Below are 25,150 nucleotides of genomic sequence, written 5' to 3'. Positions count from 1 at the left end.
TTTTACTGCTTTCGATGGTGAAATTAAAATAAAAACAGACGTGAGCAAAAATCGCTCACGTCCGTGTGTGGTAGATGAATTGGAGCTTACCCCAACATTTGACAAAGAACCCTTTTTCTCCTGGAAGCCATGCCCCTGTGGCACGGGGCCCTGTTCCGGAAGATCCGGGAGCTGGTACCGGCCCTGGGGCCCATCCGGCTGGTCCAGGGAAACTATTCCCAGTATTCCAGCCGGTATGACCGGTATCGTAAGGGGGAAGTGCTCCCTGCCTTCGACCCGGCACTGGCAGGAGGGGCCCTGTATGACCTGAACGTGTACAACATCGCCTGGACCGCCGGGCTCTGGGGCCTGCCGGAAAAGGTCCTGTATGCCCCCAACCGGGGGTGGAACGGCGTGGATACCTCCGGAGTGCTGCTCCTGGGATACCCCGGGTTCCAGGCATCCCTCTCCGCCGCCAAAGATTCTGACAGCCCCTCCGGGTTCCTGGTCCAGGGAGAAAAAGGCTGGCTGAAAGTGGAAGGGAAGCCCATCCACCCGGAAAAACTGGAGTGGACCCTGATTCAGGGCCCGGACCAGGACCAGTTCAGCACCGCCGCTGTGAAAAAAGCCCAGAACACAAAAACCTGGACCCCGCCGGAACGGGAAAACCGGATGGTGGAAGAGTTCGAGGATTTCACTCGGATCGTGGACGGGAAGAAGAAAGAAGAGGCAGAGAAATTTTTACAGATGACTCTCGCCGCCAGTAAAGTGCTGGAAAGAGCAGCTGGTCATACGATTTGACCGTCCCTGTGGATAGGAAATTTCCGAAAGTTGATGAACGAGTGCCCGACTCCAACGTTGTAGGGGCAGGCCAAAGGCCCCCCCTTCCCGGCCTGCACCTTTTCACCCTTTGTATGGCGGGCGGTCCTGCGGAGCCTTATCGAAAGGTCCGTTTAACCACTGTCCCTTAGTGTAAAGAAGCAGGGACGCCGCTGGAGTTATAGAGGCGGTCGGGCGATGGTCAAGGTGATCAGTGGCCTGAAGAACGCAGACCTGGAGCAGGCCCTGGCAGGAGATTTGTGCGTTATGCCGCTGAAAACCCGGAAAGAGTACCGGAATGCGGTGAGAGAAGTTCTGAAAAGCCGGTATTCGTCCCTCACCTAGATACCCATTCAGTGCAGAATTGCCAATTACGGTCCCAGCAGCAGCCCCATAGGACAGTTGGCAGCAGCACTGAACTGGTGATAAGGATGGTCCCAAAGTCCGCCCTGTGAGGGGCGGGGGACCGTGCGGAGCACGGTGGTGGGGGCATCGGCGACAGCCGATATTTTGCAGGACCGGCCGAAAACAAGGGAGTGTCTGGCAGAAGTAGAAATATGATGAACGCAGTATCCATTGCTGTCTCCTAGGTAGATAGTTTCCATACCACCGTCAAGGTATTCGGTCCTTTCAGAACCTCATGCCCCCACCACCGGGCAAGCCCGGTCCCCCGCCCCTGCAGGGCGGACTTGGCCTTCGGCTTTGCTGGTATTCTGTGCGGGTATACATCGATTTTTCGGGAGCTGGGAGGGCCTTCGCGGGTATATGGGTATAGAAGTTTTGCCCTCTGGGCGGTCGGGACGGGTTTGCCTGCGGCGAACCCCTACATCGTTGGGGTCAGAGACTCGTACATCTGGCGGGCGGCCGGGCCTGCCGCTCCTACGGTTGGTGCACCCAGCCACTTAACCACTATCCCCCGCTCCTTGACCATTTCCCCAACCAATGCTAAAATATAAGAATCTGATATGTGGAGGGAATACCTGTGGCTTTAGATATATTGATGGTTCTTGATGTGATCGTGAGCGTCCTGCTGATCGGGTCCATCCTGCTCCAGTCTGGCAAAAGTGCCGGGTTCAGCGGTCTGGGCGGGGGAGAATCCCTGTTTGGGGGCAAACCCACGGACATGGATGAGGCGCTGGCACGGATCACCGTTGTGCTGGGGCTGATTTTCGCTGTTATCAACGTGGCAATTGCCCGCCTGCAGTAAGCAATTAAAGAACGTTCACACATTTCACAGTGGCATTGCCTGGCAGGGTAATGCCATTTTTGCTATGGGGAAGGAGGCGATGGGGATGCTCCAGGGCGCGGAACCGTATTTCTGGCAGGGGCAAAACGGCAAAGGGGTGCTGCTGGTCCACGGCTTTACCGGCAGCCCTTCGGAACTCCGGGAACTGGGGGAGGACCTGCACCGGAAGGGGTATACGGTGGAAGGGCTTCTCCTGGCAGGCCACGGCACGGATCCCCATGATCTGCTGGAGGTAACGGCGGAACAGTGGGAAGCCCAGGTGCGGCAGGGAGTGGCCCATCTTCGGGAAATCTGCGCCCAGGTAACGGTCATCGGCCTTTCCATGGGCGGGCTGCTGACCCTGTATCCCGGAGCAGAGACAAAAGCGGACAAGCTGGTGGTGCTCTCCACCCCCATCTATCTCTACGACTGGCGGGTGTACTTCCTCTGGCTGGCGGACCGGCTGCCCTACTGGGCCATTCCCAAAAATCCCCGGACCATCGACGCTCCTGCCCGGTACAATGTGGCCTACCGGTGCATGCCCATCAAAGCGGTCCACCAGCTGGTGCGGCTGCTGAAGGCGGTGAAGGGAAAATACCTGCCCAAGGTCCGGCAGCCCCTTCTGATCATCCAGTCCCAAACGGACCACACGGTGCGCCCGGAAAGTGCCCTGTACATCCAGGAACATGCCGCCTCAGACCAGAAACAGCTGCTGTGGGTAAAACAGGCCCGGCATGTGATGACATTATACAAAGGCCGGCAGGCCATTTATGCTGCCATCGAGGCCTTTTTGGAGGAATAGAAAATGGAAAATGACAGAGATACCATGTGTTTCGGCTGTGGGAAGGACAACCCGATGGGGCTCCATCTCCACTTCCGCACCGACGAAAACGGCTGCTACACCAGTTTTGTGCCCCAGCCGGTGCACCAGAGCTATGACGGCCGGATGCACGGGGGACTGATCTCCACCCTGCTGGACGAAACCATGGGGAATTACCCTTATATGTATGAACACAAAGTTGCCTATACGGCCCGGCTGGAAGTCCGCTTCCGGCAGCCGGTACGGATTGGGGAACGGATCCATGTGATCACCAAAGTAAAAAGACGAAAGGGACAGCTGCTGGAAATGACCGGCCAGGTAATCCGGGAAGACGGAACCGTGGCGGCCGAAGCGGACGGCAAGCTGATGTATGAGGAGAGAGAATGATCAATACAGAAATGGAAACAAAGATCCTGGGGTACATGAAGGACCATCCCACCGCCCCGCTTTCCGCCGATGAACTGATCCAGGCGCTGGCCTTGAAGGGCGCGGACCTGAAGCTGTTCTGGACGGTGATGGAAGAACTGGAAACCCGGGGCCAGGTGGTGAAGACCCGGTTCAACACCTACGGGCTGCCGGCGGCCATGGGCCTGGTGGTGGGCCGGTGCCAGGTGACCAGCAAGGGCTTTGCCTTTGTGATCCCGGAAGAAAAAACGGAAGACGGGGACCTGTTGATCCCGGCCAGCAGCCTCAGCGGGGCCATGGACGGGGATACGGTCATGGCCCGGGTGATGAAAAGTGTCTTTGACGACCGGCAGGAAGGGAAAATCATCCGGATCCTGAACCGGGCCCATCACAAACTGGTGGGAACCTTCAGCAAATCCGGGGAATTCGGCTTCGTGATCCCGGACAACAAACGGGTGGGCCGGGACATTTACGTGCGCCGGAAGGACTTCAACGGAGCCCGGGACAAGGAAAAGGTGGTGGTGGAAATCACCACCTGGCCGGACGAACGGCGGAACGCGGAAGGAAAAATCGTGGAGATCCTGGGGAAACCCGGGGATATCGGCCTGGAAATCCTTTCCATCATCAAAGACAACGACCTGCCCACCAAATTCCCTGCTCCTGTCCAGGAAGCGGCAGAAAAAGTGGAGCAGAAGATCAAAAAGAAGGAAATCCAGAACCGGCTGGACCGGCGGGACTGGAACATCATCACCATCGACGGGGTGGATTCCAAGGACTTGGACGATGCTGTGTATGTGGAAAAACAGGGGGACAACTACTTCCTGGGGGTCTATATCGCCGATGTAAGCTATTATGTGCAGCCCCACTCCCTGCTGGACCAGGAAGCCTATGAACGGGGCACCAGCGTGTACCTGGTGGACCGGGTGCTGCCCATGCTGCCGGTGGAACTGAGCAACGGCATCTGCAGCCTGAACGAAGGGGAAGACCGGCTGACCATGGCCTGCGAAATGCTCCTTGACGGGAAAACCGGCCGGACCATTTCCTTCACCATTGCGCCCAGTGTGATCAACAACCACCACCGGATGAACTATCCGGATGTACGGGCCATCCTGGTGGACCAGGACGAAGCCCTGCGGAAGAAATATGTGGATATCGTCCCCATGCTGGAAGATATGGGACGGCTCCAGCAGGTACTCCACAAGAAACGGGAACGCCGGGGCGCCATCAACTTTGAACTGCCGGAACAGAAGGTGCTGCTGGATGAGCAGAAGCATCCGGTGGCCATTGTGAAGCGGGAACGGTCCGTGGCGGAAATGATGATCGAAGAATTCATGCTGGCGGCCAACGAAACGGTGGCCGGGTTCATGGCCAAGCACAAACGGCCCTTCATCTATCGGGTCCACGACCTGCCGGATCCGGAAAAGATCCAGAACCTGGCCAAGCTCATGGCTCTCTTCGGAGTCACCCTGAAGGTGGAAGAAAAAATGCGCCCCAAGGATCTCCAGCGGGCCCTGGACAAGGTGGCCGGCAAGCCGGAAGAAAAGCTGATTTCTACAGTGGCTCTCCGGAGCATGCGCCAGGCGGTGTACCAGACGGAAAACATCGGCCATTTTGGCCTGGCAGCCCACTTCTACACCCACTTTACCTCTCCCATCCGCCGGTATCCGGATCTGATGGTCCACCGGCTCCTGCGCCGGCAGCTGGACGGGGAACGGCTGACCCGGCAGCAGGCGGAAGAGCGGACCCAGCGGCTGAGCCTGGTGGCTTCCCACTGTTCCATCCGGGAACGGGGGGCCATCGATGCGGAACGGCAGACGGTGGATCTGAAAATGGCCGAATACATGCTCCAGTTTGTGGGTCAGGAATTCACCGGGACCATTTCCGGGGTGTCCTCCTTCGGGTTCTTTGTGGAACTGGACAACGGGGTGGAAGGCCTGGTCCATGTATCCAGCCTGACGGACGACTATTATGACTATATCGAGGGTCAGTACGCCCTGATCGGCCAGCATCTGGGGAACCGGTACCGTCTGGGCGACCAGGTGAAGATCCAGGTGCTCCAGGTGGATGTGGCGGAACGGAAAATCGACTTCGTCCTGGCCGGCCTGAGCCCGGAGGCGGCGGACCAGATGCGCCGGGAACTGGGACGGCAGAAAAAGACCAAGACCGGTATCGCTACCGGGAAGCTTCGGAATGACACCACCGGCCGGAAATCCGGAGACCGGAAGGAATTCGGAAAGAAGAACAGCCGCAGCCGGAACCGGAAAAAGAAAAAGAACACGGCCCAAAAAGGCCAAGAAACCTCTTTGAGTCAGCTGGTGCCCCAGGGCACGGAAAATGCTGGGAACAGCAGCTCCACCAAAAAGAAAAACAACCGCCGGCGGCGGAGAAGAAGGGATCGGAAACATGGAAAAGCCAGTGAAGGTAATCGCAGAAAACCGGAAAGCCAGGCATGACTACAACATCCACGAAACCTATGAAACCGGCATCGTGCTCACCGGCACGGAGGTGAAATCCCTCCGTCAGGGCAAGGCCAACCTGAAGGATTCCTATGCGGCAGTGACCAAAACCAGCGAGGTGTACCTGTACAACCTCCACATCAGTCCCTATGAACACGGGAACCGGTTCAACGTGGATCCTCTCCGGGACCGGAAGCTGCTGATGCACAAACGGGAAATCCAGAAACTGATCGGGAAGACCAAGGAAAAGGGCTTTACCCTGGTGCCTTTGCAGTTGTATTTCAGCCACGGGCTGGTAAAGTGCAAGCTGGCCCTGGCCACCGGGAAGAAGCTCTATGACAAGCGCCAGGCCATGGCCGACCGGGCTGCCAAACGGGATATCGACCGGGCTATGAAGGAAAGGAACCGGTGATAAGGGGCTGCGGAGGCAGCCCCGTCAACGGTCAGCGGCCGAAGGAATGAACCCGCCTTTACAAGACGGGTTCGTTAGAGACGAATACGACGCAGAAAATCTGGCAGTATGGGGCCTACCTTTCTCAGACGGATTACCGCATTGGCAGGAATCTGCAGAAAAAGTGGCAGGTGAATGTGGGAGTAAATTATCAGTTTTAAGGGAAAAGTAACGGGCAGGAGGCTGCTGCAGAAGCAGCAGCCTTTTTGTTTCCACAAAATATTCACGCAATTTGTATACAAAATACGAAAAACATTGGAAAATTTTTTTTTCCATGCTACAATGTAATCAGCGGGCAGACGGAACCATTCCGGGTTGCCCAAATTGTGTGTTTCCCATTATAGGAGGTATTGATATGAAGGTTTTATGTTATGGTGTAAGAGATGTAGAACTGCCGATTTTTGAGGCCTGCAACAAGGAATTCGGTTACGACATCAAATGTGTCCCTGATTATCTGAATACGAAAGAAACTGCCGAAATGGCTGCTGGCTTTGACGCAGTAATCCTGCGGGGCAACTGCTTCGCCAATAAACAGAACCTGGACATCTACAAGAAACTGGGCGTAAAATACATCCTGACCCGTACCGCCGGCACGGATCATATCGATAAGGAATATGCCAAGGAACTGGGCTTCCCCATGGCTTTCGTTCCCCGTTATTCCCCCAACGCCATTGCTGAACTGGCTGTAACCCAGGCTATGATGCTGCTGCGTCATACCGCTTACACCACTTCCCGTACTTCCAAGAAGAACTTCAAGGTCGATGCCTTCATGTTCTCCAAAGAAGTCCGGAACTGCACCGTGGGTGTTGTTGGCCTGGGCCGGATTGGCCGTGTGGCTGCTCAGATCTTCCACGGCATGGGCGCTACCGTTATCGGGGAAGACGTTTTCGAAATCAAAGGGATCGAAGACTACTGCACCCAGGTTTCCCTGGATGAAGTCCTGGAGAAATCCGACATCATCACCATCCATGCTCCGTACATCAAAGAAAACGGCGCTGTGGTTACCCGCGACTTCCTGAAGAAGATGAAAGACGGCGCCATCCTGGTCAACTGTGCACGCGGCCAGCTGGTGGATACCGAAGCTGTCATCGAAGCTGTGGAAAGCGGCAAACTGGGCGGCTACGGCTGCGACGTTCTGGATGGGGAAGCCAGCGTATTCGGGAAAGACCTGGAAGGCCAGAAACTGGAAAACCCGCTGTTCGAAAAGCTGGTTGACCTGTATCCCAGAGTCCTGATTACTCCGCATCTGGGCTCCTACACCGATGAAGCCGTAAAGAACATGGTGGAAGTTTCCTACCAGAACCTGAAGGATCTGGCTGAAACCGGCGACTGCCCCAACAAGATCAAATAATTTTGCTTCTTCCCAAGGGTGCTGCAATCTGTTGCAGCACCCTTTTCGTGTTATAATAAGGGAAATATGGAATTTCGGGAAAGAAGGGGTCCCTATGCTGGACAAAATCGATCTGAAAACGAAAATTTCCAAAGAAGCATACGCAGAAAAAATAGCAGAGGAAGAAAACCGTCTGGGATTCCTCCAGCGGACAGTCCGGGATGCCAAGATCCCGGTGATCGTGCTGTTTGAAGGGTTCCGGGCCTCCTGGCGGAGCCAGCTGATCAGCAAGGTGATCCATGCCCTGGACCCCCGGGGGTTCCGGGTGTATTCTGCCTCCAAGACCACGGAAAAACAGAAGGAGAGCCCGTTCTTCCTCCAGTTCTGGAAGGAGCTGCCACCGGCCGGGCAGATCTGCATCCATCACCGGGCCTGGTATTTCCTGCGGAACGAACATGCAGTGGGGGATCCGGACGAGGCTTCCGAATGGTACAATGTAAGTTTTGACGAAATCAACAGTTTCGAAAAGGAACTGGTCCAGGGGGGCTATGTGCTGGTGAAGATCTTCACCCACATTTCCAAGAAAAAACAGAAGGAAAACATGGAAAAGGGCCAGGAAACCATGGGCAGCCGGTGGGAAAAACTGGCACCGGGAGGCATCGAAGGAGTCGACTACGACAAATACCGGGATGTGTACGAAGACATGCTGGCGGCCACCAATACGGATCTGGCCCCCTGGCACATCGTCCCCATGGAAGACAAACGGACCGGTACGGAAGCGGTCTTCCGGGTGCTGATCACCGCCCTGGAAGAAGCCCTGAAGGACCGGGAGCGTCCGGTGGATCCGGAAAAAGGCCCGGCCAGGGAACTGACCATTCCGGATATCCTGTCCGGGTACACGCCCTACCAGCCCATGGAACAGGAAGAATACAGCAAAAAGCTGAAAAAATACCAGAAACGGCTGGGGGAACTCCAGTTTGAACTGGCCAAACGGAAAATCAGTACCATTGTGGCCTTTGAAGGCCAGGATGCCGGGGGCAAAGGGGGCGCCATCAAACGGCTGTCCGAATCCTTCGACCCTCTGGGCTACCGGGTGAACCCGGTGAGTGCACCCAACGAATGGGAAAAGCAGTTCCATTATCTCTGGCGGTTCTGGACCAGACTGCCGGCTCCGGGAGAAATTGCCATTTTCGACCGGACCTGGTACGGCCGGGTGTTGGTGGAACGGGTGGAAGGCTTTGCCAAAATCAGCGAATGGCGCCGGGCTTATGAAGAAATCAACGATATGGAAGCCCAGTGGGTGAAGCAGGGGATCATCGTCCAGAAGTTCTGGATGCAGATCGATTCGGAAGAACAGCTGAAACGGTTCCAGGCCCGAGAGAACGACCCCAACAAAACCTGGAAGATCACCCCGGAAGACTGGCGGAACCGGGACAAATGGGATGCCTATGTGGATGCGGTGAACGAAATGCTCTATCGGACCGATACCAAAGGCGCACCCTGGACTGTGGTGGAAGCCAACAATAAACTGTTTGCCCGGCTGAAAGTCCTGGAAACCATGATCCAAAGGATGGAAGCTGTGCTTTAACGTTTACAAACCAGTAAAAAAACAGTACAATGAGGGTTGCTGGAAGTTCTTTCCAGGGTTTCCTGCTGTGCAGGAAAAATTTGACCAATGAGGTGGGAAAGATGGCTGATTTTGCCTTTGCAGAAGCGAAAGGTGTGGAATGGGGCTGTTTTCCTGCCTGGAAACAGTGGGGTGTGGTCCACGGATTCCTTTGCCGGACAGGGGGCTGCAGTTCCCTGTTCCCAGGTGGACTGAACCTGAGTTACAACGTGGGAGATGACCGGGAGAAGGTACTGGCCAACCGGCAGAAAATGGCGGCGGCCCTGGATTTTCCCCTGGAACGGGCAGTGGCCTGTCAGCAGGTCCACAGCACCCATGTGGCGGTGGTGACGGAACAGGATGCAGGGAAAGGCACCCTGACTCTGGCTGATGCCATCCCGGAAACCGACGGGATGGTCACGGACTGTCACCGGCTGCCTCTGTTGATTTCCTATGCGGACTGTGTGCCCATTTTGCTGGCGGATACCCGGACCGGGGCGGTGGGAGCCGTCCACGGCGGTTGGCGGGGCAGTGTAGGGAAAATCGTCCCCCATGCCCTGAATGTGATGAAAGAAGCCTTTGGCACAGAGCCTGGGGATGTGGTGGCGGGCATCGGCCCTTCCATCGGTCCCTGCTGCTATGAAGTGGGCCAGGAAGTGGCGGACCGGGCGGCGGAATATCCCTCCTGCCTGACCCCTCACGGACCCGGCCACTACATGCTGGATCTGTGGCAGCTGAACACCCTGGAACTGCTGGAAGCAGGGGTGCCCCGGGAACAGATTTACCGGGCGGACTGCTGCACCAGCTGTCACAAGGACCGGTTCTTCTCCTACCGGGCGGAAAAGGGGAAAACAGGCCGCCTGTATGCGGTGATCTATCGAAAATAAAGGAGATGGGGATACCCATGTTGAAGGATAATATTGCGGCCGTGGAAGCCAGGATCCAGGAAGCTCTGGGCAAGCGGACAGAACCCAAGGCCACCGGGGACAAAGTGACCATCCTGGCGGTGACCAAGAACCATCCGGCGGAAATCGTCACGGAAACCCTGGCAGCCGGTCTTACGGAGATCGGGGAAAACCGGGTCCAGGAAGCCATGCACAAACAGGCGGTACTGCCGCCGGGGGGCAACTGGCACCTGATCGGCCATCTCCAGACCAACAAGGCCAAACACGCGGTGGAGCATTTCTGCCTCATTGAAAGCGTGGACAGCCTGAAGCTGCTGAACCATCTGGAAAAAGCGGCGGCGGAACTGGACAAGATCCAGGATGTGCTGCTCCAGATCAACGAAGCGGGAGAAGAACAGAAAAGCGGCTTTGCCCCGGAAGATTTCCGGGCGGCGGTGCCGGAACTGAAGAATTACCCTCACATCCGCATCCGGGGGGTCATGGTGATCGCCCAGGCCACGGACCAGGTGGAAGAGACCCGTCCGGTGTTTGCTGCCGGTTACCGGGATTTCCTGTTCCTGAAGGATGCCCTGCCGGATTCTCCGGTGGATATCCTGTCCATGGGCATGACCCACGACTACTGGATCGCCGTGGAAGAAGGGGCCAACGAAGTACGGGTGGGTTCCGCTCTCTTTGGAGCCAGGGACTACTCTTTAAAATTTTAAACAGAAATGGTGGATCGTATGAAAAAAATCAGCAAGCTCTTGGAATATTTCGGCCTGGTCAACGGAGAAGACAAGCAGGAAACGGACGAAACCATGGAAAACCAGCAGCAGGATGAGGGGAAAGTGGTCCCCATGTTCGGCAGCGGCTCGGCAGGCACCTGGCGGGACAAAAGTTCCGACCGGGAGTACGACAAATATGACAGACCCTACGAAAAGACCTATGAAAAACCTTACGACAAAGTGTTCGACAAGGACTACGACGGCACGGCGGACTCTTCCCGGGAGGAAACGTCTTCCAGCCGGACCGGGGACAAGGTGCTGTCCATGCCGGTGAACCGGAATCCGGTGAGCGTGGTGGTCATCGAGCCCATCGACTTCAATGATTCCCAGAAAATGGCGGACTACCTGTGCAAGAACCAGCCGGTGGTGATCAATTTCGAGGATACGGATGCGGACGTGCGGAAACGGATCATCGACTTTATCAGCGGCACCATCTATGCGTTGGACGGGACCCTGCGGAAAATCGGCCGGAATCTGCTGGTATGCGCGCCTCCCAATGTGGATATCGACACGGAAAACACCAATTTTGGATCGGAAGGGAGCAATGATCCATGGCAACGATAAACGGTATCAGTAAAATCACTTTCATCGGCTGCGGCGCTATGGGGGAAGCCATCCTGAAGGGCATCCTCCAGGGAGGCCTGGTCCGGAAGGAACAGGTGACCGCTGCTGTGCCTACTGCCAAACGGCAGGCTTATCTGAAAGAAACCTACGGGATCCCGGTAACCGGGGACAACAGTGCCGCGGCTGCAGATGCGGATCTGGTGATTTTGGCGGTGAAGCCCCAGATGGCCAAAGAAGCAGTGACTGCTGACCTGGTGGCAGCCCTGCCGGAGAAGGCCACCATCCTGTCCATTATGGGCAGCTATGACCTGGCCATGCTCCACGCCCTGGTGCCCGGCCATCCGGTGATCCGTTCCATGCCCAACACCCCTCTGTCTGTAGGGATGGGGATGACGGCCCTGACGGCGGACGGAAAGGTGGCTCCGGAAGTGATGGACGCTGCGGAAGCCATTTTCCAGTCCTGTGGGGAAACGGTCCGGGTGGACGAAAAGGCCATGGAAGCCATTACCGCCATCAGCGGCTGCGGCCCCGGGTATTTCTTTGTGGTCATGGATGCCCTGGCAGATGCCGGTGTCATGGCTGGCCTGCCCCGGGCACTTGCCATCAAACTGGCGGCCCAGACCATGGCCGGCAGCGGCGTCATGGGCCTGAAGACCGGGCTCCATCCTGCCCAGCTCCGGGACCAGGTGACCAGCCCCGGAGGCACTACCATTGCAGGGATCAAGGCCCTGGAAAACCACGGAGTGAGAGGAGCGTTTTACGATGCGGTGCAGGCGGTCCTGGACCGGAGTGCCGCATTGAAGAAATAACATGGCAAACACCACACAACAACGGGAAACAGTATTACGGTATTTCAAGGCCAGCGGGGATGCAGAACTGGCAGCCCAGCTGCTGGATCTTGCGGAAGGGGCCCGGAAAAGCCGGCGGGCCAGGGTATCCGGGTTCCTGGATCCCCACGGCCAGAATGTGGCGGAAATCGTTGCCGCCAACTATCCCCAGGTACGGTATGAAATGAACGGAGGCTTCCAGAATGCCGAACGGCAGAAGGTGGCCTTCATTGCGGACGAATTCTACGGCCAGCCGGATTTTGCCATTACGGCCCTGGAAATCCTCTGGGACAAACGGTATTATGACATCGGCCACCGGGATGTGCTGGGGGCCTTCATGGGCCTGGGCTGCAAACGGGAAATCCTGGGGGACATTGTGTTCATCGACGAAGGGGCCCAGCTGGTGGTGGATACCCCCATGGTGGATTTCATCCTGAGCAACCTGACCAAAATCGGGGCAGCCACGGTGGAAGTGAAAGAGATTCCCCTGACGGACCTGAAGGAAAAGGAACAGAAGATCAAACTGATTTCCGCCACGGTGGCGGCCCTGCGGCTGGATGCGGTGGCGGCCAGCGGCTATGGGGTATCCCGGAGCCGGATGGCGGATGAGATCAAGGGCCAGAACGTGAAGCTGAACTGGCAGGACGCCAAAAGTCCTTCCCAGACGGTGAAGGAGGGGGATGTGATCTCCTTCCGGTCCCGGGGCCGGGTGGAACTGGCGGAAGTCCGGGGGACCACCAAAAAGGGACGGTATGCCATTACCCTGAAACGGTACATCTAAGGAAGGATGTCATTATGATTTTACTGATTCGGCACGGGGAAGCGGATCATCATGTGAAGGAACTGACCGGGGGCTGGACGGATTCGGCTCTCACAGTGCTGGGACAGAAACAGTTCCAGCAGCTGGCGGACTGCCTGGCCTGGGATTTTTCCGGCCGCAGCCTGCCCCGGATCGTATCCAGCGACCTGCAGCGGGCCCGGACGGGAGCGGAAATCATTGCCCGGAAGCTGGGAGCAGAACCGGTGGAATGTTTTTCCTTCCTCCGGGAAAAGAACAACGGAAAGGCAGCGGGACTGAACAAAAAAGAGGCCCTGGCCTTTTACCACCCGCCGGAAACCGGCCGGGAGCTGGACCATGTGAACTATGACGGAGGAGAGACCCGGCGGACCTTCTATGAACGGACCATTCAGGGGTTCCGGGAACTGGAAAAGGAGGGCCGGGACCTGATCATCGTGTCCCACAAGGGAACCATCCAGAACATCCTGTTTGCCTGGCTGGGGCTGAGCATCGAAGAAGTGGCGGAAAAACAGATATCCTTCGACATCCGGCCCGCTTCGTTGACAGTGCTGGGCATGAACAAGTGGGGAGAGCATGCGGTATTCGCCCTGAACGACACCTCATACCAGTGGAAAAAAGGACCTATAGGGATTTTCAATTTCCCCTTTGGGGCATAAATAAGGGGATGCTGCACGTGAAAAATATGCGTGCAACATCCCCTTTTTTATGCTTCCTCCACTTCTGCTTCTTCCATTCCCGGATACTGGTTCATGGCGTCGATCCGTTCCCGGTATTCCTGGTCAGCGGCGTAGCGCTTGTTTTTGGCCCGGCCGATGGTCAGGAAGGGGACGATGATGATGGCAATGGCCAGGTAGCCGCAGTAGCCATACCCGTATTTGATGATGTTGGTCAGACCCACCATGGAAACCGTCATGGACAGGCAGATAATGAACAGGGTCACCAGAGCGGACCGCTTTACGGCGCTGCCGGTGATCTTTTTCAGGCAGTCCATTTCAGAGAAACGGGCGGTGAATCCGAACACCGTGGTCACCCCGGTGGAGATCAGGCAGAGCATGAGGGTTACGGAATAGAGAAGGGTCAGCCAGGGCATGCCCATGGCTCTCAGGCTCATGAGAGTGGGCAGGGGCGTCCTGCCGTAGACCCCGGTCCAGCCCAGGAGCATGCACACGGCCATGGTGAGGGCGGTGGCGTTCATGGCAAAGGACATCCACATGGAATCTGCACAGTTCTTCCGGGTCACCAGGGGAGTGCCCACCACGATCATGGTGGGGATCACCACGCACTGGAAACCGGAATAGGTGAAAGCGTGGAGAATGGCGGTGGGCAGTTTGGCCAAGCCGTTAACGGCAAAATCCTGAGCCATGGCATCCAGGAAGAACCGGGTGCCTTCCACCTGGCCGCCCATGGCGATGCCCACGGAGAAAATGGTAATGGCCATGGCCAGGATGGCAATGCCCATGTAGGTGGTGGCCCGGCGGACCAGGTCAGCCCCGAAAATGGTCAGTACAAAGATTACGGCGCCCACCACACCGATGCCGGTATAGTAGTTGAGCCCCGTCTGGGCGGCCAGGGCGGAGGCGGCCCCGGAAATGGTGGCGGATACGGCCATGAGCACCATGATGTAGAAGAACCCTTCAAAAAGGAATTCAATGCCGGGTACCGGCCGGTACAGATTCTGGAAAAGCTGCCGGTAGCTGGTGAGGCGCCGGCTGTTGTACATGTTCATGGCCTCTTTGATGGTGAGGGTGAACAGGAGCATGGTTACAATGGCGGTAATGGGGCCCAGCCAGCCCAGGCTGATGAAGTAGACGTTTTCCTGGTTGCCGGTGGCGAACCCGCCTCCCGCGTGAGAGCTGAACAGCACCGCTCCCACCGAAAAGCACAGGGAGAGGGAGGCCCCTTTGATGGCAGATGTTCCGTTGATCATGATTGTTTCCTCCTTGGAATGACAGTTTCCAGAGAAACGAAAACGCCTTCCGTCTCTCTGCATTGGCAGCAAAGAGACGAAAGGCGTTGGATCCTTCCGCGGTACCACTCTGTTTCGTCCTGGGGACGCGCTCTCGGATACGGCCGGTGGCGATATCCATGCTCTGTAACGGGAGTTCCCGGAGGGACCTACTGCAGGTTCGGTCCAGCCGCTCAGCAGGCAGTTCGGCCCGTCCCATCCACTGCCTCGCAGCAACCGGCAGCTCTCTGGAGCAGGGATTCAGGCGTACTAGTCTGCGTCATCACGTTTCGGCGTTTGTTGACTATGGATGAAATGATACCACGGATACAGTATACTGTCAATGGGGTTACGAAAGAAAATTTATATCAATCCTTTTCGCATATTATTGTTATCAGCGTTCCTTTTCACATAATCACTTAGCCACTTAGTCTCTTGCCCCCTTAAAAGTGTTATAATATATGGTAAACAATGAATATTTCCATATTGCAGAAGGGAGTCCTGTTGTCATGCTGCTTCATAAAATGATGGATCATTTTCTCCTTTATTATCTGGGGCATTTTGACAAGCACTGTTTCAATGTCCAAATCCATGGGGAGGAGTATACCATTGGTGAGGGGAAGCCGGAATTCACCCTGATCATCCACAAAGACATTCCCAAAAAGGCCCTGCTGGAGTCCACGGAACTGGCTCTGGGGGAGGCCTACATGCGGGGAGACATCGAAGTGAAGGGGGACCTGTTCCACATGCTCTGTACCCTGCTGGAACAGGCGGACCGTTTCTCCCTGGACCGGAACAGTCTCCGGAACATCCTGTACATGTCGGAAAAGAAACAGGACCAGGCCAAAGAAGTGTCCTCCCACTACGATCTGGGGAATGACTTCTACAAACTGTGGCTGGATCCCACCATGAGCTATTCCTGCGCCTATTTCAAGTCCGACAAAGACACCCTGGAACAGGCCCAGCGGAACAAGGTGGACTACATCCTCCAGAAGCTGTACCTGAAGCCGGGGATGACCCTGCTGGACATTGGCTGCGGCTGGGGCTTCCTGCTGCTGGAGGCGGCCAAAAAGTACGGAGTGAAGGGCTATGGCTGCACCCTCAGCAAAGAACAGTGGAAAAAGAGCCAGGAACGGATCAAGGCCCTGGGCCTGGAAGGCCAGGTGACCATCGAACTGACGGACTACCGGGACCTGGAAGCCAAGGATCTCCAGTTCGACCGGGTGGTCAGCGTGGGGATGATGGAACATGTGGGCCGTTCCAACTATTCCACCTATATGGAAACAGTGAACCATCTGCTGAAACAGGGAGGAATCTTCCTGCTCCATACCATTACCGGCCACGATGAAGTGGTGTCCGATCCCTGGATCCGGAAATACATCTTCCCGGGGGGCACCCTGCCTTCCCTCCGGGAACTGATCCACCATGCCTATGATGCGGATTTCCGGGTGCTGGATGTGGAAAGTCTCCGCCGCCATTACTGCAGGACCCTTCTGTGCTGGTACAAGAACTTCTGCAAGGTCCACGAACAGGTGGCCCGGTGGAAGGATCCTTCCTTTGTACGGATGTGGGATCTGTACCTGTGCGGCTGTGCAGCGGCCTTTCAGATTGGCTACATCGACATCCACCAGGTGCTCATGACCAAAGGGAACAACAACAGCCTGCCCATGACCCGGTGGTACTGAATCAATAATAATTATCAGTTGCGATAACTTCGAATTCATAGTATAATCACTATAGACTGATAAAACAATATTTTTTTCATAAAGGAGGCTGCATTATGAATATCGCTGTATTGGTGAAACAGGTACCTGCCGTTTCGGATATCCAGCTGTCCGGGGACAACAACCTGGTCCGTGTGGGGGCACCTTCCATGCTGAACCCTGTTGACCTCCACGCCATCGAGGCGGCCCTGGCCCTGAAGGACCAGGAAGGGGGCACGGTAACCCTTGTGACCATGGGCACTGCCCTGGCCAGTGACATCCTCCGGGAAGGGATCGCTCTGGGGGCGGACAAGGGGATCCTGCTGTCCGATGAACGGATGGCCGGGTCCGATACCTTGGCTACCGGCCAGATCCTGGCAGCGGCCCTGGCCAAACTGGGACCGTTGGACCTGGTGCTGGCCGGGAAGCGTTCCACGGACGGGGACACCGGGCAAATCCCTCCGGCCCTGGCCCAGCGGCTTGGCATGACCCTGCTTTCTTATGCAGATGAACTGGAAGTAAAGGACGGCCAGGCCACCATCCGCCGGCTGAACCGGGGCGGGGTGGAAACCCTCCAGGCGGCTCTGCCGGCAGTGATCTCCGTAACGGAAAAATGCGGGAATCCCCGGACTCCCGGCATCCGGGGCAAAATGGCCGCGAAAAAGGCCGTGTTCCCGGTATGGCGTCTGGAAGACATCGACCTGGCTCCGGAAAAAGCCGGGAAGGCCGGCTCCGCCACCAAGGTTACGGAACTGTTCGCTCCGGAACCTCAGCCGGTGGGCACCATGATCCAGGGAGCCACCCCGGTGGAAGCTACCGCCAATCTGGTGGACGAACTGCGGAAGAAGAACCTGCTGTAAGGAGGCGTTATCATGGAATGGAAAAACAATATCGGAGTCTATCTGGAAACCTCTGACGGCAGGCTCACCTCCCTCAGTGTGGAACTTTTGGGGAAAGCCCGCCAGCTGGCGGCCGCCCGTCCCAATCAGGTGCTGGGCATCCTGGCCGGGGACAATCTGGAAGAAGCGGCCCGGGAAGCCATTGCCTACGGAGCCGATGGGGTGGCCCTGCTCCAGGCCCCCAGTCTGGCCGCCTTTGATGGAGCCCTTTATACGGAAGCGGTGGCCAAAGCCCTGAGCCTGTATACTCCCAGTGTGCTGTTCATCGGTGCATCCCCCAATGGCCGTGACTTGGGTGGCCGGCTGTCTGCCCGGCTGGAGGCAGGGCTGGTGGCGGACTGCATCGATGTGCGGTACGAAGGGGAGGATGATACCCTCACCTGGATCCGTCCCGCCTACACCGGCAAACTGTTCGTGAAGATCCAGACCACCACCCGGCCCCAGCTGGGTACGGTCAGCGACAAGATCTTCCACGGCAACCCCAAGGATGAAACCCGGAAAGGGGAAATCTTCCCGGTTCCCCTGGACAATGCTGAAGCCAGTCCCGCTGTGAAGGTGCTGGATTTCACGTCTCTGGAACAGCTGAAGGAAGTGCTGGACCTGGATACGGCGGATATGGTGGTAGGGGCTGGCCGGGGCGTCCAGAACGAAGAAGGGATGCGGGAAGTCCAGGCCTTTGCCAAACGGATCGGCGCCGCTTTCGGGGTTTCCAAACCGCTGGTGGACGCAGGCTGGGCACCCTATGAATGGCAGGTGGGGGTCACTGGCAAGAAAATCGCCCCCAAGATCTACATCGCCCTGGGGATTTCCGGGGCCATCCAGCACAAACTGGGGATCCAGGACGCCGGGCTGATCATTGCCGTAAACAAGAGTCCTGATGCCCCTATTTTCCAGTTTGCCCATTATGGCATTGTGGGGGATCTGTTCGACGTGATGCCGGAACTGGAAAAACTGCTGAAAAAGGACTGACCCTTGACAAATCCTACAAAACTTCTATAATTAACCCTGCGGAATACCCATACGAGGTATAGGGTATTCCGCAGGAGGTCTATTATGGTAAAAATGATTGTTGGTGTCGAAGGCATGGCCTGCGGCATGTGTGAATCCCATATCAACGAAGCCATCCGGAATGCGTTCCCGGTGGATTCCGTCTCTTCCTCCCGTTCCAAAAAGGAAACGGATATTGTGGCCAAAGACCTTATTCCGGAAGAAAAGATCCGGAAGGTCATCGACCAGACCGGCTATCAGGTCACCAGCTACCGGGTGGAACCGTACGAAAAGAAAAAGGGATTCCTGGCCCGGCTCTTCGGCTGATGCAGGAGACCTATGAGAAAAAAGGAAAATTTTGCCGGCACGCTGCCCGGCACCGGGAAGAGTCTGGTGGCTTTTCCCGAAACCTATGTGGTATTGGATCTGGAGACCACCGGCCTGGATCCGGAACGGGACCAGATTATTGAAATCGGTGCCCTGGAAGTGGTCCGGGGGAAGCGGGGGAGGACTTTTTCCACCCTGATCCAGCCCCGGACTCCTTTGTCCGGCCATTACGTTTCTCCCTTCATCACCCAGCTTACCGGCATTACTGACGATATGCTGGCAGCTGCGCCCCAGCCCCGGCAGGCCCTGGAAGCCTTTGGAAAATTCCTGGGCAGCCGGGTGACGGTGGGCTACAATGTGGGCTTTGACATGGGGTTTCTCCAGCAGCAGTTCCAGACCCAACTGTACCGGCCTCTGGCCAATGACTGGGTGGATGTGCTGCCCATGGCCCAGACCCTGTTCCCCCTGTGGGACCATCACCGGCTGAACAATCTGGCCGCCTGGTACAAGGTGGAGAACAAGGAAGCCCACCGGGCTCTCAGCGACGTGGAGACCACGGAAACCTGTTTCCGGAAACTGAAAGAAGACGCTGCCCGCCAGTATCCCTCCCTGGAGGCGTTCCTGGAAAAGGTGCGGCAGAAAATGGAAGGAAAGAACGAAGGCCAGCAGCTGAGCCTGTGGTAAAGCTGCAGTACAAGGAGGAAACCATGGATCAGGGAATCGAAGAACTGGCTTGGGAAATGTCCAAGGACTGGAAGGAAAAAGGCTACAAAGACCGGGAAACCTGCGCCGCCGACATGGTGCAGATCATCGAAGAGGAACAGGACCGGTTCAACCATCGGGAAGCCCAGGAAGAATATTAAAATTTCCTTGACAAACTTTTCCCCGGTGGTATAATGTAAACAATTTCAAAAAGCCAATGGCAATGACGAGGACAACCTGTCAGGGCAACAGTACAGAGAAGCCCGGAAGCTGAGAAGGGCGCGGAAACAAATGACAGTCAACCACCTGGGAGCCATCTGCTGAACAAAGTAGGCAAGATCGTATATTCTGCGTTAAAGGATGCCGAGTGGAACTGGCCACGGTCAGTTCAATAAGGGTGGAACCGCGAGCTTATGGCCCGTCCCTGTGAGGGACGGGTCTTTTTGTATGTCCGTCCTGATCTTGCTGGTAATATCAAGGAGGAAATTAATATGTCAAACATTAAAGTAAGCCTGCCGGATGGCAGCGTTAAAGAATTCGAAGCCGGCAGTTCCCTGCTGTCCATCGCCAAGAGCCTGAACCAGAAACTGGGGAAGACCGCTCTCCTGGCCAAGGTGGATGGGGAAAACAAGGACCTGAGCGATACCCTGGATCATGATGCCAAGGTGGAATTCATTACCCCGGACAGTGAAGAAGGGCTCCATGCCATCCGTCACACCGCTTCCCATGTAATGGCCCAGGCCATCCAGCACCTGTTCCCGGGCACCAAGTTCGCCATCGGTCCTGCCATTGAAAAAGGTTTCTATTACGACTTGGACAGTGAGCATGTATTCACTCCCGATGACCTGCGTGCCATTGAAAAGGAAATGAGCAAGATCATCAAAGCCAACTATCCTCTGGTCCGGAACGAACTGCCCAGAGCGGAAGCCCTGGCCAAATTCAAGGCCGAAGATGAACCCTACAAAGTGGAACTGATCGAAGACCTGCCGGAAGATGCCGTGATCAGCACCTATACCCAGGGTGATTTCACCGACCTGTGTGCCGGCCCTCACTGCCCTTCCACCGGCCGGGTAAAAGCCTTCAAGCTCATGAGCATTGCCGGTGCCTACTGGCGTGGGGATGAACACAACAAGATGCTCCAGCGGATCTACGGCACGGCTTTTGCCAGCAAGGAAGATCTGGAAGCCTACCTGCACATGATGGAAGAAGCTGAAAAGCGTGACCACCGGAAACTGGGCAAACAACTGGGTCTGTTCATGCTCAGCGAGTACGGCCCTGGGTTCCCCTTCTTCCTGCCCAACGGCATGATCATCCGGAACACCCTGATCGACTACTGGAGAGAAGTGCACCGCAAATACGGCTATCAGGAAGTCATGACCCCCATGATCATGAACCGGCAGCTGTGGGAAACCTCCGGCCACTGGGATCATTACAAGGAAAACATGTACTTCACCAAGATCGATGGGGAAGACTACGCCATTAAACCCATGAACTGCCCGGGCGGCATGCTGGTCTATGCCAACGAACCTCATTCCTACAAGGAACTGCCTCTGCGGGTAGGCGAACTGGGCCTGGTGCACCGGCATGAACTGTCCGGCGCTCTCCACGGTCTGTTCCGTGTACGCTGCTTCACTCAGGACGATGCCCACATCTTCATGATGCCCAACCAGATCGAAGACGTGATCCAGGAAACCATCCGTCTGTTCGACGAAGTGTACGCCACCTTCGGCCTGACCTACCACGCCGAACTGTCCACCCGTCCGGACAACTCCATGGGTGACGACGCCACCTGGGAAATGACCACCAATGCCCTGCGGAAAGCCATGGATGACTTCGGCCTGAAGTATTCCATCAACGAAGGGGACGGCGCCTTCTACGGCCCGAAGATCGACTTCCATCTGAAGGATTCCATCGGCCGTACCTGGCAGTGCGGCACCATCCAGCTGGATATGCTGCTGCCGGAAAAATTCAACCTGACCTACACCGGGGAAGACGGCCAGAAACACCGTCCTGTTATGATCCACCGGGTGGTGTACGGATCCATTGAACGGTTCATCGGTATCCTGATCGAAAACTACGCTGGTGCCTTCCCGGCCTGGCTGGCTCCGGAACAGGTACGGGTAATGCCCATTACCGACAAGTTCAACGAATACGCCAAACAGATCGTGGACAAACTGGAAAGCCAGAAGATCCGGGCCCATCTGGACGACCGGAACGAAAAAGTCGGCTACAAGATCCGGGAAGCCCAGGTCAAGAAAGTGCCGTATATGCTGATTGTGGGCGAAAAGGAACTGGAAAGCGGTACTGTTTCCGTCCGCAGCCGGGACAACGGCGAACAGGGAGCCATGGCCGTGGACGAATTCATCGCCAAGCTCCAGGACGAAATCAAGAACAGGAAGTAAGCATAAAAAAAGAGGGTTGCTGCAAAAAAAACAAGCAGCAGCCTTCTTTTTTTGTCAGTGGTCAACGGTCATCATCCGGATGAAAATGGGTGGTATCACGGAACTTCCGTCCCAGTGGGGATGGAAGTTCTTTTTTAGTTTAAGGAGGCGAGCAATTTTTTACAGCATATGGGCCCGCAGGTACCCGCCGTCTTCCGGCATCAGATAGGCCGGAGCCACGTCGAATACCGTAAGGCAGCCGGTACGGCCTTCCTGGTGGAGCCGGTGGGCGGCCCGGGCGTAGGCTACCAGTACGCTGGTGGTGAATTCCGGATTGGAATCCAGTTTCAGGCTGAATTCGATTACATGCTTGTGTTCATCCTGGTGCCCGGTGACCCCGCTGCGGATCACAAAGCCCCCGTGTGCCAGACCGCTGTGGTTCTTCTTCAGTTCTTCCTCACTGATGAAGTGGACGGTGGTGTCATAATCAGAGAAATAGTTGGGCATGGTCACAATGGCCTGTTCCACCGCCTTGGGGTCGGCCCCTTCTTCCAGCACCACATAACATTCCCGGGTGTGCTTCTGCCGGGTGGTCAGTTCCGGCTGGCTGCCGCTGCGCACCGCTTCCAGGGCTGCTTCCACCGGCACCGTATACTGCTTGGCGTCTTTGACACCGGGAATCCGGCGGATGGCGTCACTGTGGCCCTGGCTGACCCCTTTGCCCCAGAAGGTATAATCCTTTCCTTCAGGCAGGATGGCGTTGCTGTACAGCCGGGCCAGGGAAAACAGGCCGGGATCCCAGCCTACGGAAATAATTCCCAGGTGTCCGGAAGCTTTGGCCGCCTTGTCCACCGCCGCAAAATGTTCCGGAATCCGGGCATGGGTGTCGAAGCTGTCGATCACGTTGAACATTCCGGCCATTTCCGGAGTCTGCACCGGCAGATCCGTAGCGCTGCCGCCGCAGAGGATCAGCACATCGATGCTGTTCTTCCAGTCTGCCATGTCTTTCACATTCACTACAGGCACATGGGCCGAGGCAATCTTCACCTGGGCAGGATTCCGGCGGGTGAATACCGCTGCCAGTTCCATATCCGTCGCTTTTTCCAGGGCACATTCCACCCCTCGTCCAAGGTTTCCGTAGCCTAAAATCCCAATGCGAATGGTCATAACCAATTTCTCCCCTCATGGTATACACAAAATAAATGTATACAGTATTTGATAAAATTGCTGATATTCAGCTGTAATATGTTTCATATTCTATCATAAAAGGAGGGCAGTTGTAAATACAAAAGAACCGAAAAGACCTATGGCCGCAGATAGCGGCAGTTATTCTTCTTCCTGATCCGCTTTCTGCTCCTGTTCCCGGGCCATCTTGATTTTGGCCATGATTCCGTCCCACTGTTCCGTTATGGCTCTGGCCATAAGCCGCTTGCCCCGAAAATTCAGGTGCAGGCCGTCCAGGGCGTATCGGGTGGGCAGGTCCTGGTTTTCGTCGAACTGGGTTCCCAGGTCGATGAACCAGGGCAGGCTCCGGATCCACTGGTTCACCTTGGCCATTTCCGCCCTCCAGCCTTCCGCCGTGGGTTCATCGAAGGCCCGTTTGATGTTGGCCGGGTTCACCGGAGGCAGGGTCATGAAAATGGGGGTGATCCCGTTGTCCTCGCATTTTTCCCGGATGCCCTTCAGATCGCTGATCACGCTTTCTCCGCTGACCCAGCCCCGGAGGCTGTTGCTGCCGGTCATGATAATCAGGTATCTGGGATGGAAGGGGACCACGTCCTTGTCGAACCGGGCCAGGGTGGCTTCGCTGGTGTCCCCGCTTTCCGCCAGGTTGATGGTGTCAAAGGGCAGATAATACTGATAGCTGTAGGTGAAATCACTGGGAGAATAGGACAGATCGCCTCCCCCGTGGGATATGCTGTCCCCCAGGGTCCCCACCTGCCAGCTGTCCTCCGGATTCACGGTCATGGGCTGGGGCGGGCAGAACTGGCCCACCGGGTTCCCGGCTTCGTCCACACCCCGTACCCGCCAGTACATGGTGTAGGGCGCATAGTGGGATTCGTCATCGTACCAGTCGAAACCGGTGGATCTGCCCCGTTCCAGCAGCTGCTCCGGTGCGGCTTCCCGGGTGGGGGAAACGGAGCTGGTGTTCAGCACTTCCACCTGATAGTTCCGCACCCCGTGGAGGGGCACCCAGTTGTACACCGGGTACAGCAGGGTGGTGCCGTTGCCGCTGTTGAACCGGCTGATGGGTTCCGGATACAGGGCGGTTTTCTTCTCCGGATCCACATGGACCTTTTCCACAGGCGACAGGGTGGAAACCGGCTTTTCGTCCAGGTTGAAGGACTGGATCTTCACGGAAACATCCCCCCGGGTGCCCGCCGGCAGGGACAGGTTGTATCCGGCCACATAGGTCCGGTCATCGGGCAGGGCTGTGCCGTTGGGCAGGGTTACCGATACATTGTAGTACACCGTCCCCAGAATGGGTTTCCAGCGGAGGGTGGGGTGGAGAGAAGCGGGATGGGCCGCCGTATAGTGGGTGGTGAACTGGGGCACCGGCTGCCGGCGCAGAACGGGAACCGCCGTTTTGGCTGCAGCCACCGGTTTCCGGACGGGAGGCAAGGCAGCCGCCCGGGCCGGAAGTGTCAAAAATCCGGCCCCCAGGCATCCAAGGAGCACCGCACGGCAAAGAGTATGGGAAAACGTATGCATAGGAAACAAGACCTCATTTCATATTGTAGTTACAGGGAATATTGTAGCATATTTGGAGGGGTGAGGGGGAGGTGAACGAGTGGTTGAGTGGTTAAGTGGTCGGGGATTGGGTGCACAGCCTGCAGGGTCACTTTTCCCGATTCGCCTGAAAGCTGTTTCTTTGGTATAATGGACACAGAACTGCTTGTTTCAGACCGTAGACCTGTTCCAGGTGATTTTATAGAAAGAGAGGGTATGGGAGATGCAGTGGACAATGCAGTGGACAATGCCCATTGGAATCGATTATTTTGGTAAACTTCGAAAAGAACAGTACTATTTTGTGGATAAGACAGATTTTATCCGGCAGTTGATCGATGGACACAGCGCAGTAACCCTGCTGACCCGCCCCAGACGGTTTGGCAAAACGCTCACTTTGAGCATGTTGGACTGGTTCTTTTCCATCCGGTTCTTTATCTCTTCTTCTCCAGTTGTTGTACCGGCATTATAGAAGACAGGTTATCCTTCTCCTGGACGAATACGATGCTCCCATCCAGCAGGCTTGGGA

Annotated in this window: 26 protein-coding genes and 1 other annotated feature; of the genes, 23 read left to right on the top strand and 3 right to left on the bottom strand. The window is 56.4% G+C overall.

What is annotated here, in order from left to right:
- Positions 1-129: 129 nt before the first annotated feature.
- From ACTQY1_RS03545 to ACTQY1_RS03475, 15 genes are all read left to right on the top strand, one after another.
- Positions 130-780: a Gfo/Idh/MocA family protein gene (locus tag ACTQY1_RS03545; RefSeq protein WP_022486809.1), complete on the top strand. Its 651-nt coding sequence runs from the start codon at positions 130-132 to the stop codon at positions 778-780.
- A gap of 216 nt (positions 781-996) precedes the next feature.
- The gene (locus tag ACTQY1_RS03540; protein ID WP_022486810.1) at positions 997-1,143 is read left to right on the top strand and encodes a hypothetical protein; all 147 of its coding nucleotides are present in this window, start codon (positions 997-999) and stop codon (positions 1,141-1,143) included.
- A 637-nt stretch (positions 1,144-1,780) separates the two neighbouring features.
- Complete coding sequence (gene secG / locus ACTQY1_RS03535) at positions 1,781-2,005, top strand: preprotein translocase subunit SecG (protein WP_022488090.1); 225 nt, start codon at positions 1,781-1,783, stop codon at positions 2,003-2,005.
- 85 nt (positions 2,006-2,090) lie between these two features.
- Positions 2,091-2,825, top strand: coding sequence for an alpha/beta hydrolase (locus tag ACTQY1_RS03530; RefSeq protein WP_441373786.1), 735 nt, complete (start codon positions 2,091-2,093; stop codon positions 2,823-2,825).
- 3 nt (positions 2,826-2,828) lie between these two features.
- Positions 2,829-3,230 carry a PaaI family thioesterase gene (locus ACTQY1_RS03525; protein ID WP_022488088.1) on the top strand — a complete coding sequence of 134 codons (402 nt, stop codon included), beginning with the start codon at positions 2,829-2,831 and terminating at the stop codon, positions 3,228-3,230.
- Complete coding sequence (gene rnr / locus ACTQY1_RS03520; protein ID WP_441373785.1) at positions 3,227-5,701, top strand: ribonuclease R; 2,475 nt, start codon at positions 3,227-3,229, stop codon at positions 5,699-5,701. The genes ACTQY1_RS03525 and rnr overlap by 4 nt, the downstream gene beginning before the upstream one ends.
- Positions 5,652-6,116 (top strand): SsrA-binding protein SmpB, encoded by a 465-nt coding sequence (smpB, locus tag ACTQY1_RS03515; RefSeq protein ID WP_022488086.1) that lies wholly within the window; start codon positions 5,652-5,654, stop codon positions 6,114-6,116. Before rnr ends, smpB begins: the two co-directional genes overlap by 50 nt.
- 394 nt (positions 6,117-6,510) lie before the next feature.
- Entirely contained in the window at positions 6,511-7,506 is a 996-nt protein-coding gene (locus ACTQY1_RS03510) for a 2-hydroxyacid dehydrogenase (RefSeq protein ID WP_022488085.1), read from the top strand.
- A 94-nt stretch (positions 7,507-7,600) separates the two neighbouring features.
- Positions 7,601-9,073: a phosphate--AMP phosphotransferase gene (locus ACTQY1_RS03505; RefSeq protein WP_154488303.1), complete on the top strand. Its 1,473-nt coding sequence runs from the start codon at positions 7,601-7,603 to the stop codon at positions 9,071-9,073.
- 101 nt (positions 9,074-9,174) lie between these two features.
- Positions 9,175-9,978, top strand: a complete 804-nt coding sequence (gene pgeF / locus ACTQY1_RS03500) for a peptidoglycan editing factor PgeF (RefSeq protein ID WP_195839636.1) — start codon at positions 9,175-9,177, stop codon at positions 9,976-9,978.
- 17 nt (positions 9,979-9,995) lie between these two features.
- Positions 9,996-10,700: a YggS family pyridoxal phosphate-dependent enzyme gene (locus ACTQY1_RS03495; protein ID WP_022488082.1), complete on the top strand. Its 705-nt coding sequence runs from the start codon at positions 9,996-9,998 to the stop codon at positions 10,698-10,700.
- 18 nt (positions 10,701-10,718) lie between these two features.
- The gene (locus ACTQY1_RS03490) at positions 10,719-11,324 is read left to right on the top strand and encodes a cell division protein SepF (protein WP_022488081.1); all 606 of its coding nucleotides are present in this window, start codon (positions 10,719-10,721) and stop codon (positions 11,322-11,324) included.
- Positions 11,312-12,133 (top strand): pyrroline-5-carboxylate reductase, encoded by an 822-nt coding sequence (gene proC / locus ACTQY1_RS03485; protein ID WP_022488080.1) that lies wholly within the window; start codon positions 11,312-11,314, stop codon positions 12,131-12,133. The genes ACTQY1_RS03490 and proC overlap by 13 nt, the downstream gene beginning before the upstream one ends.
- A gap of 1 nt (position 12,134) precedes the next feature.
- Entirely contained in the window at positions 12,135-12,932 is a 798-nt protein-coding gene (locus ACTQY1_RS03480; protein WP_022488079.1) for a YlmH family RNA-binding protein, read from the top strand.
- Between the two features lie 14 nt (positions 12,933-12,946).
- Complete coding sequence (locus ACTQY1_RS03475; RefSeq protein WP_288310686.1) at positions 12,947-13,606, top strand: histidine phosphatase family protein; 660 nt, start codon at positions 12,947-12,949, stop codon at positions 13,604-13,606.
- Between the two features lie 47 nt (positions 13,607-13,653).
- Here ACTQY1_RS03475 and ACTQY1_RS03470 read toward each other — a convergent pair whose 3' ends face one another.
- The gene (locus ACTQY1_RS03470) at positions 13,654-14,877 is read right to left on the bottom strand and encodes a YkvI family membrane protein (RefSeq protein ID WP_441368665.1); all 1,224 of its coding nucleotides are present in this window, start codon (positions 14,875-14,877) and stop codon (positions 13,654-13,656) included.
- A 69-nt stretch (positions 14,878-14,946) separates the two neighbouring features.
- Positions 14,947-15,188, bottom strand: a binding site (T-box leader).
- A 219-nt stretch (positions 15,189-15,407) separates the two neighbouring features.
- On the opposite strand from ACTQY1_RS03470, the gene ACTQY1_RS03465 reads away from it, so the two are divergent.
- The 7 genes from ACTQY1_RS03465 (at position 15,408) to thrS (ending at position 21,915) form a co-directional block, all read left to right on the top strand.
- Complete coding sequence (locus ACTQY1_RS03465; RefSeq protein WP_368509223.1) at positions 15,408-16,580, top strand: class I SAM-dependent methyltransferase; 1,173 nt, start codon at positions 15,408-15,410, stop codon at positions 16,578-16,580.
- 95 nt (positions 16,581-16,675) lie between these two features.
- Complete coding sequence (locus ACTQY1_RS03460; protein WP_441368666.1) at positions 16,676-17,458, top strand: electron transfer flavoprotein subunit beta/FixA family protein; 783 nt, start codon at positions 16,676-16,678, stop codon at positions 17,456-17,458.
- Between the two features lie 12 nt (positions 17,459-17,470).
- Entirely contained in the window at positions 17,471-18,466 is a 996-nt protein-coding gene (locus ACTQY1_RS03455; RefSeq protein ID WP_288310683.1) for an electron transfer flavoprotein subunit alpha/FixB family protein, read from the top strand.
- Positions 18,467-18,550: 84 nt separating this feature from the next.
- Entirely contained in the window at positions 18,551-18,811 is a 261-nt protein-coding gene (locus ACTQY1_RS03450) for a heavy-metal-associated domain-containing protein (RefSeq protein ID WP_441368667.1), read from the top strand.
- 12 nt (positions 18,812-18,823) lie between these two features.
- Positions 18,824-19,495 (top strand): 3'-5' exonuclease, encoded by a 672-nt coding sequence (locus tag ACTQY1_RS03445; RefSeq protein ID WP_441368668.1) that lies wholly within the window; start codon positions 18,824-18,826, stop codon positions 19,493-19,495.
- A 23-nt stretch (positions 19,496-19,518) separates the two neighbouring features.
- Positions 19,519-19,674 (top strand): hypothetical protein, encoded by a 156-nt coding sequence (locus ACTQY1_RS03440; protein ID WP_022488071.1) that lies wholly within the window; start codon positions 19,519-19,521, stop codon positions 19,672-19,674.
- Between the two features lie 330 nt (positions 19,675-20,004).
- Positions 20,005-21,915, top strand: a complete 1,911-nt coding sequence (thrS, locus tag ACTQY1_RS03435) for a threonine--tRNA ligase (protein ID WP_308664289.1) — start codon at positions 20,005-20,007, stop codon at positions 21,913-21,915.
- Between the two features lie 159 nt (positions 21,916-22,074).
- Here thrS and ACTQY1_RS03430 read toward each other — a convergent pair whose 3' ends face one another.
- Positions 22,075-23,061, bottom strand: a complete 987-nt coding sequence (locus tag ACTQY1_RS03430; protein WP_441368669.1) for a diaminopimelate dehydrogenase — start codon at positions 23,059-23,061, stop codon at positions 22,075-22,077.
- Between the two features lie 159 nt (positions 23,062-23,220).
- Positions 23,221-24,543: an SGNH/GDSL hydrolase family protein gene (locus ACTQY1_RS03425; protein WP_441373784.1), complete on the bottom strand. Its 1,323-nt coding sequence runs from the start codon at positions 24,541-24,543 to the stop codon at positions 23,221-23,223.
- Between the two features lie 304 nt (positions 24,544-24,847).
- Between ACTQY1_RS03425 and ACTQY1_RS03420 the strand changes: the two genes are divergently transcribed.
- A complete protein-coding gene (locus tag ACTQY1_RS03420) occupies positions 24,848-25,093 on the top strand; it encodes an AAA family ATPase (protein ID WP_441368671.1) in 246 nt (81 codons plus the stop codon).
- The last annotated feature ends 57 nt before the right edge of the window (positions 25,094-25,150 follow it).

It is taken from the genome of Acidaminococcus sp. HCP3S3_G9_1 (assembly GCF_052122455.1).
Taxonomy (GTDB): Bacteria; Bacillota; Negativicutes; order Acidaminococcales; family Acidaminococcaceae; genus Acidaminococcus.
This window is presented reverse-complemented; position numbering and strand designations above follow the sequence as displayed.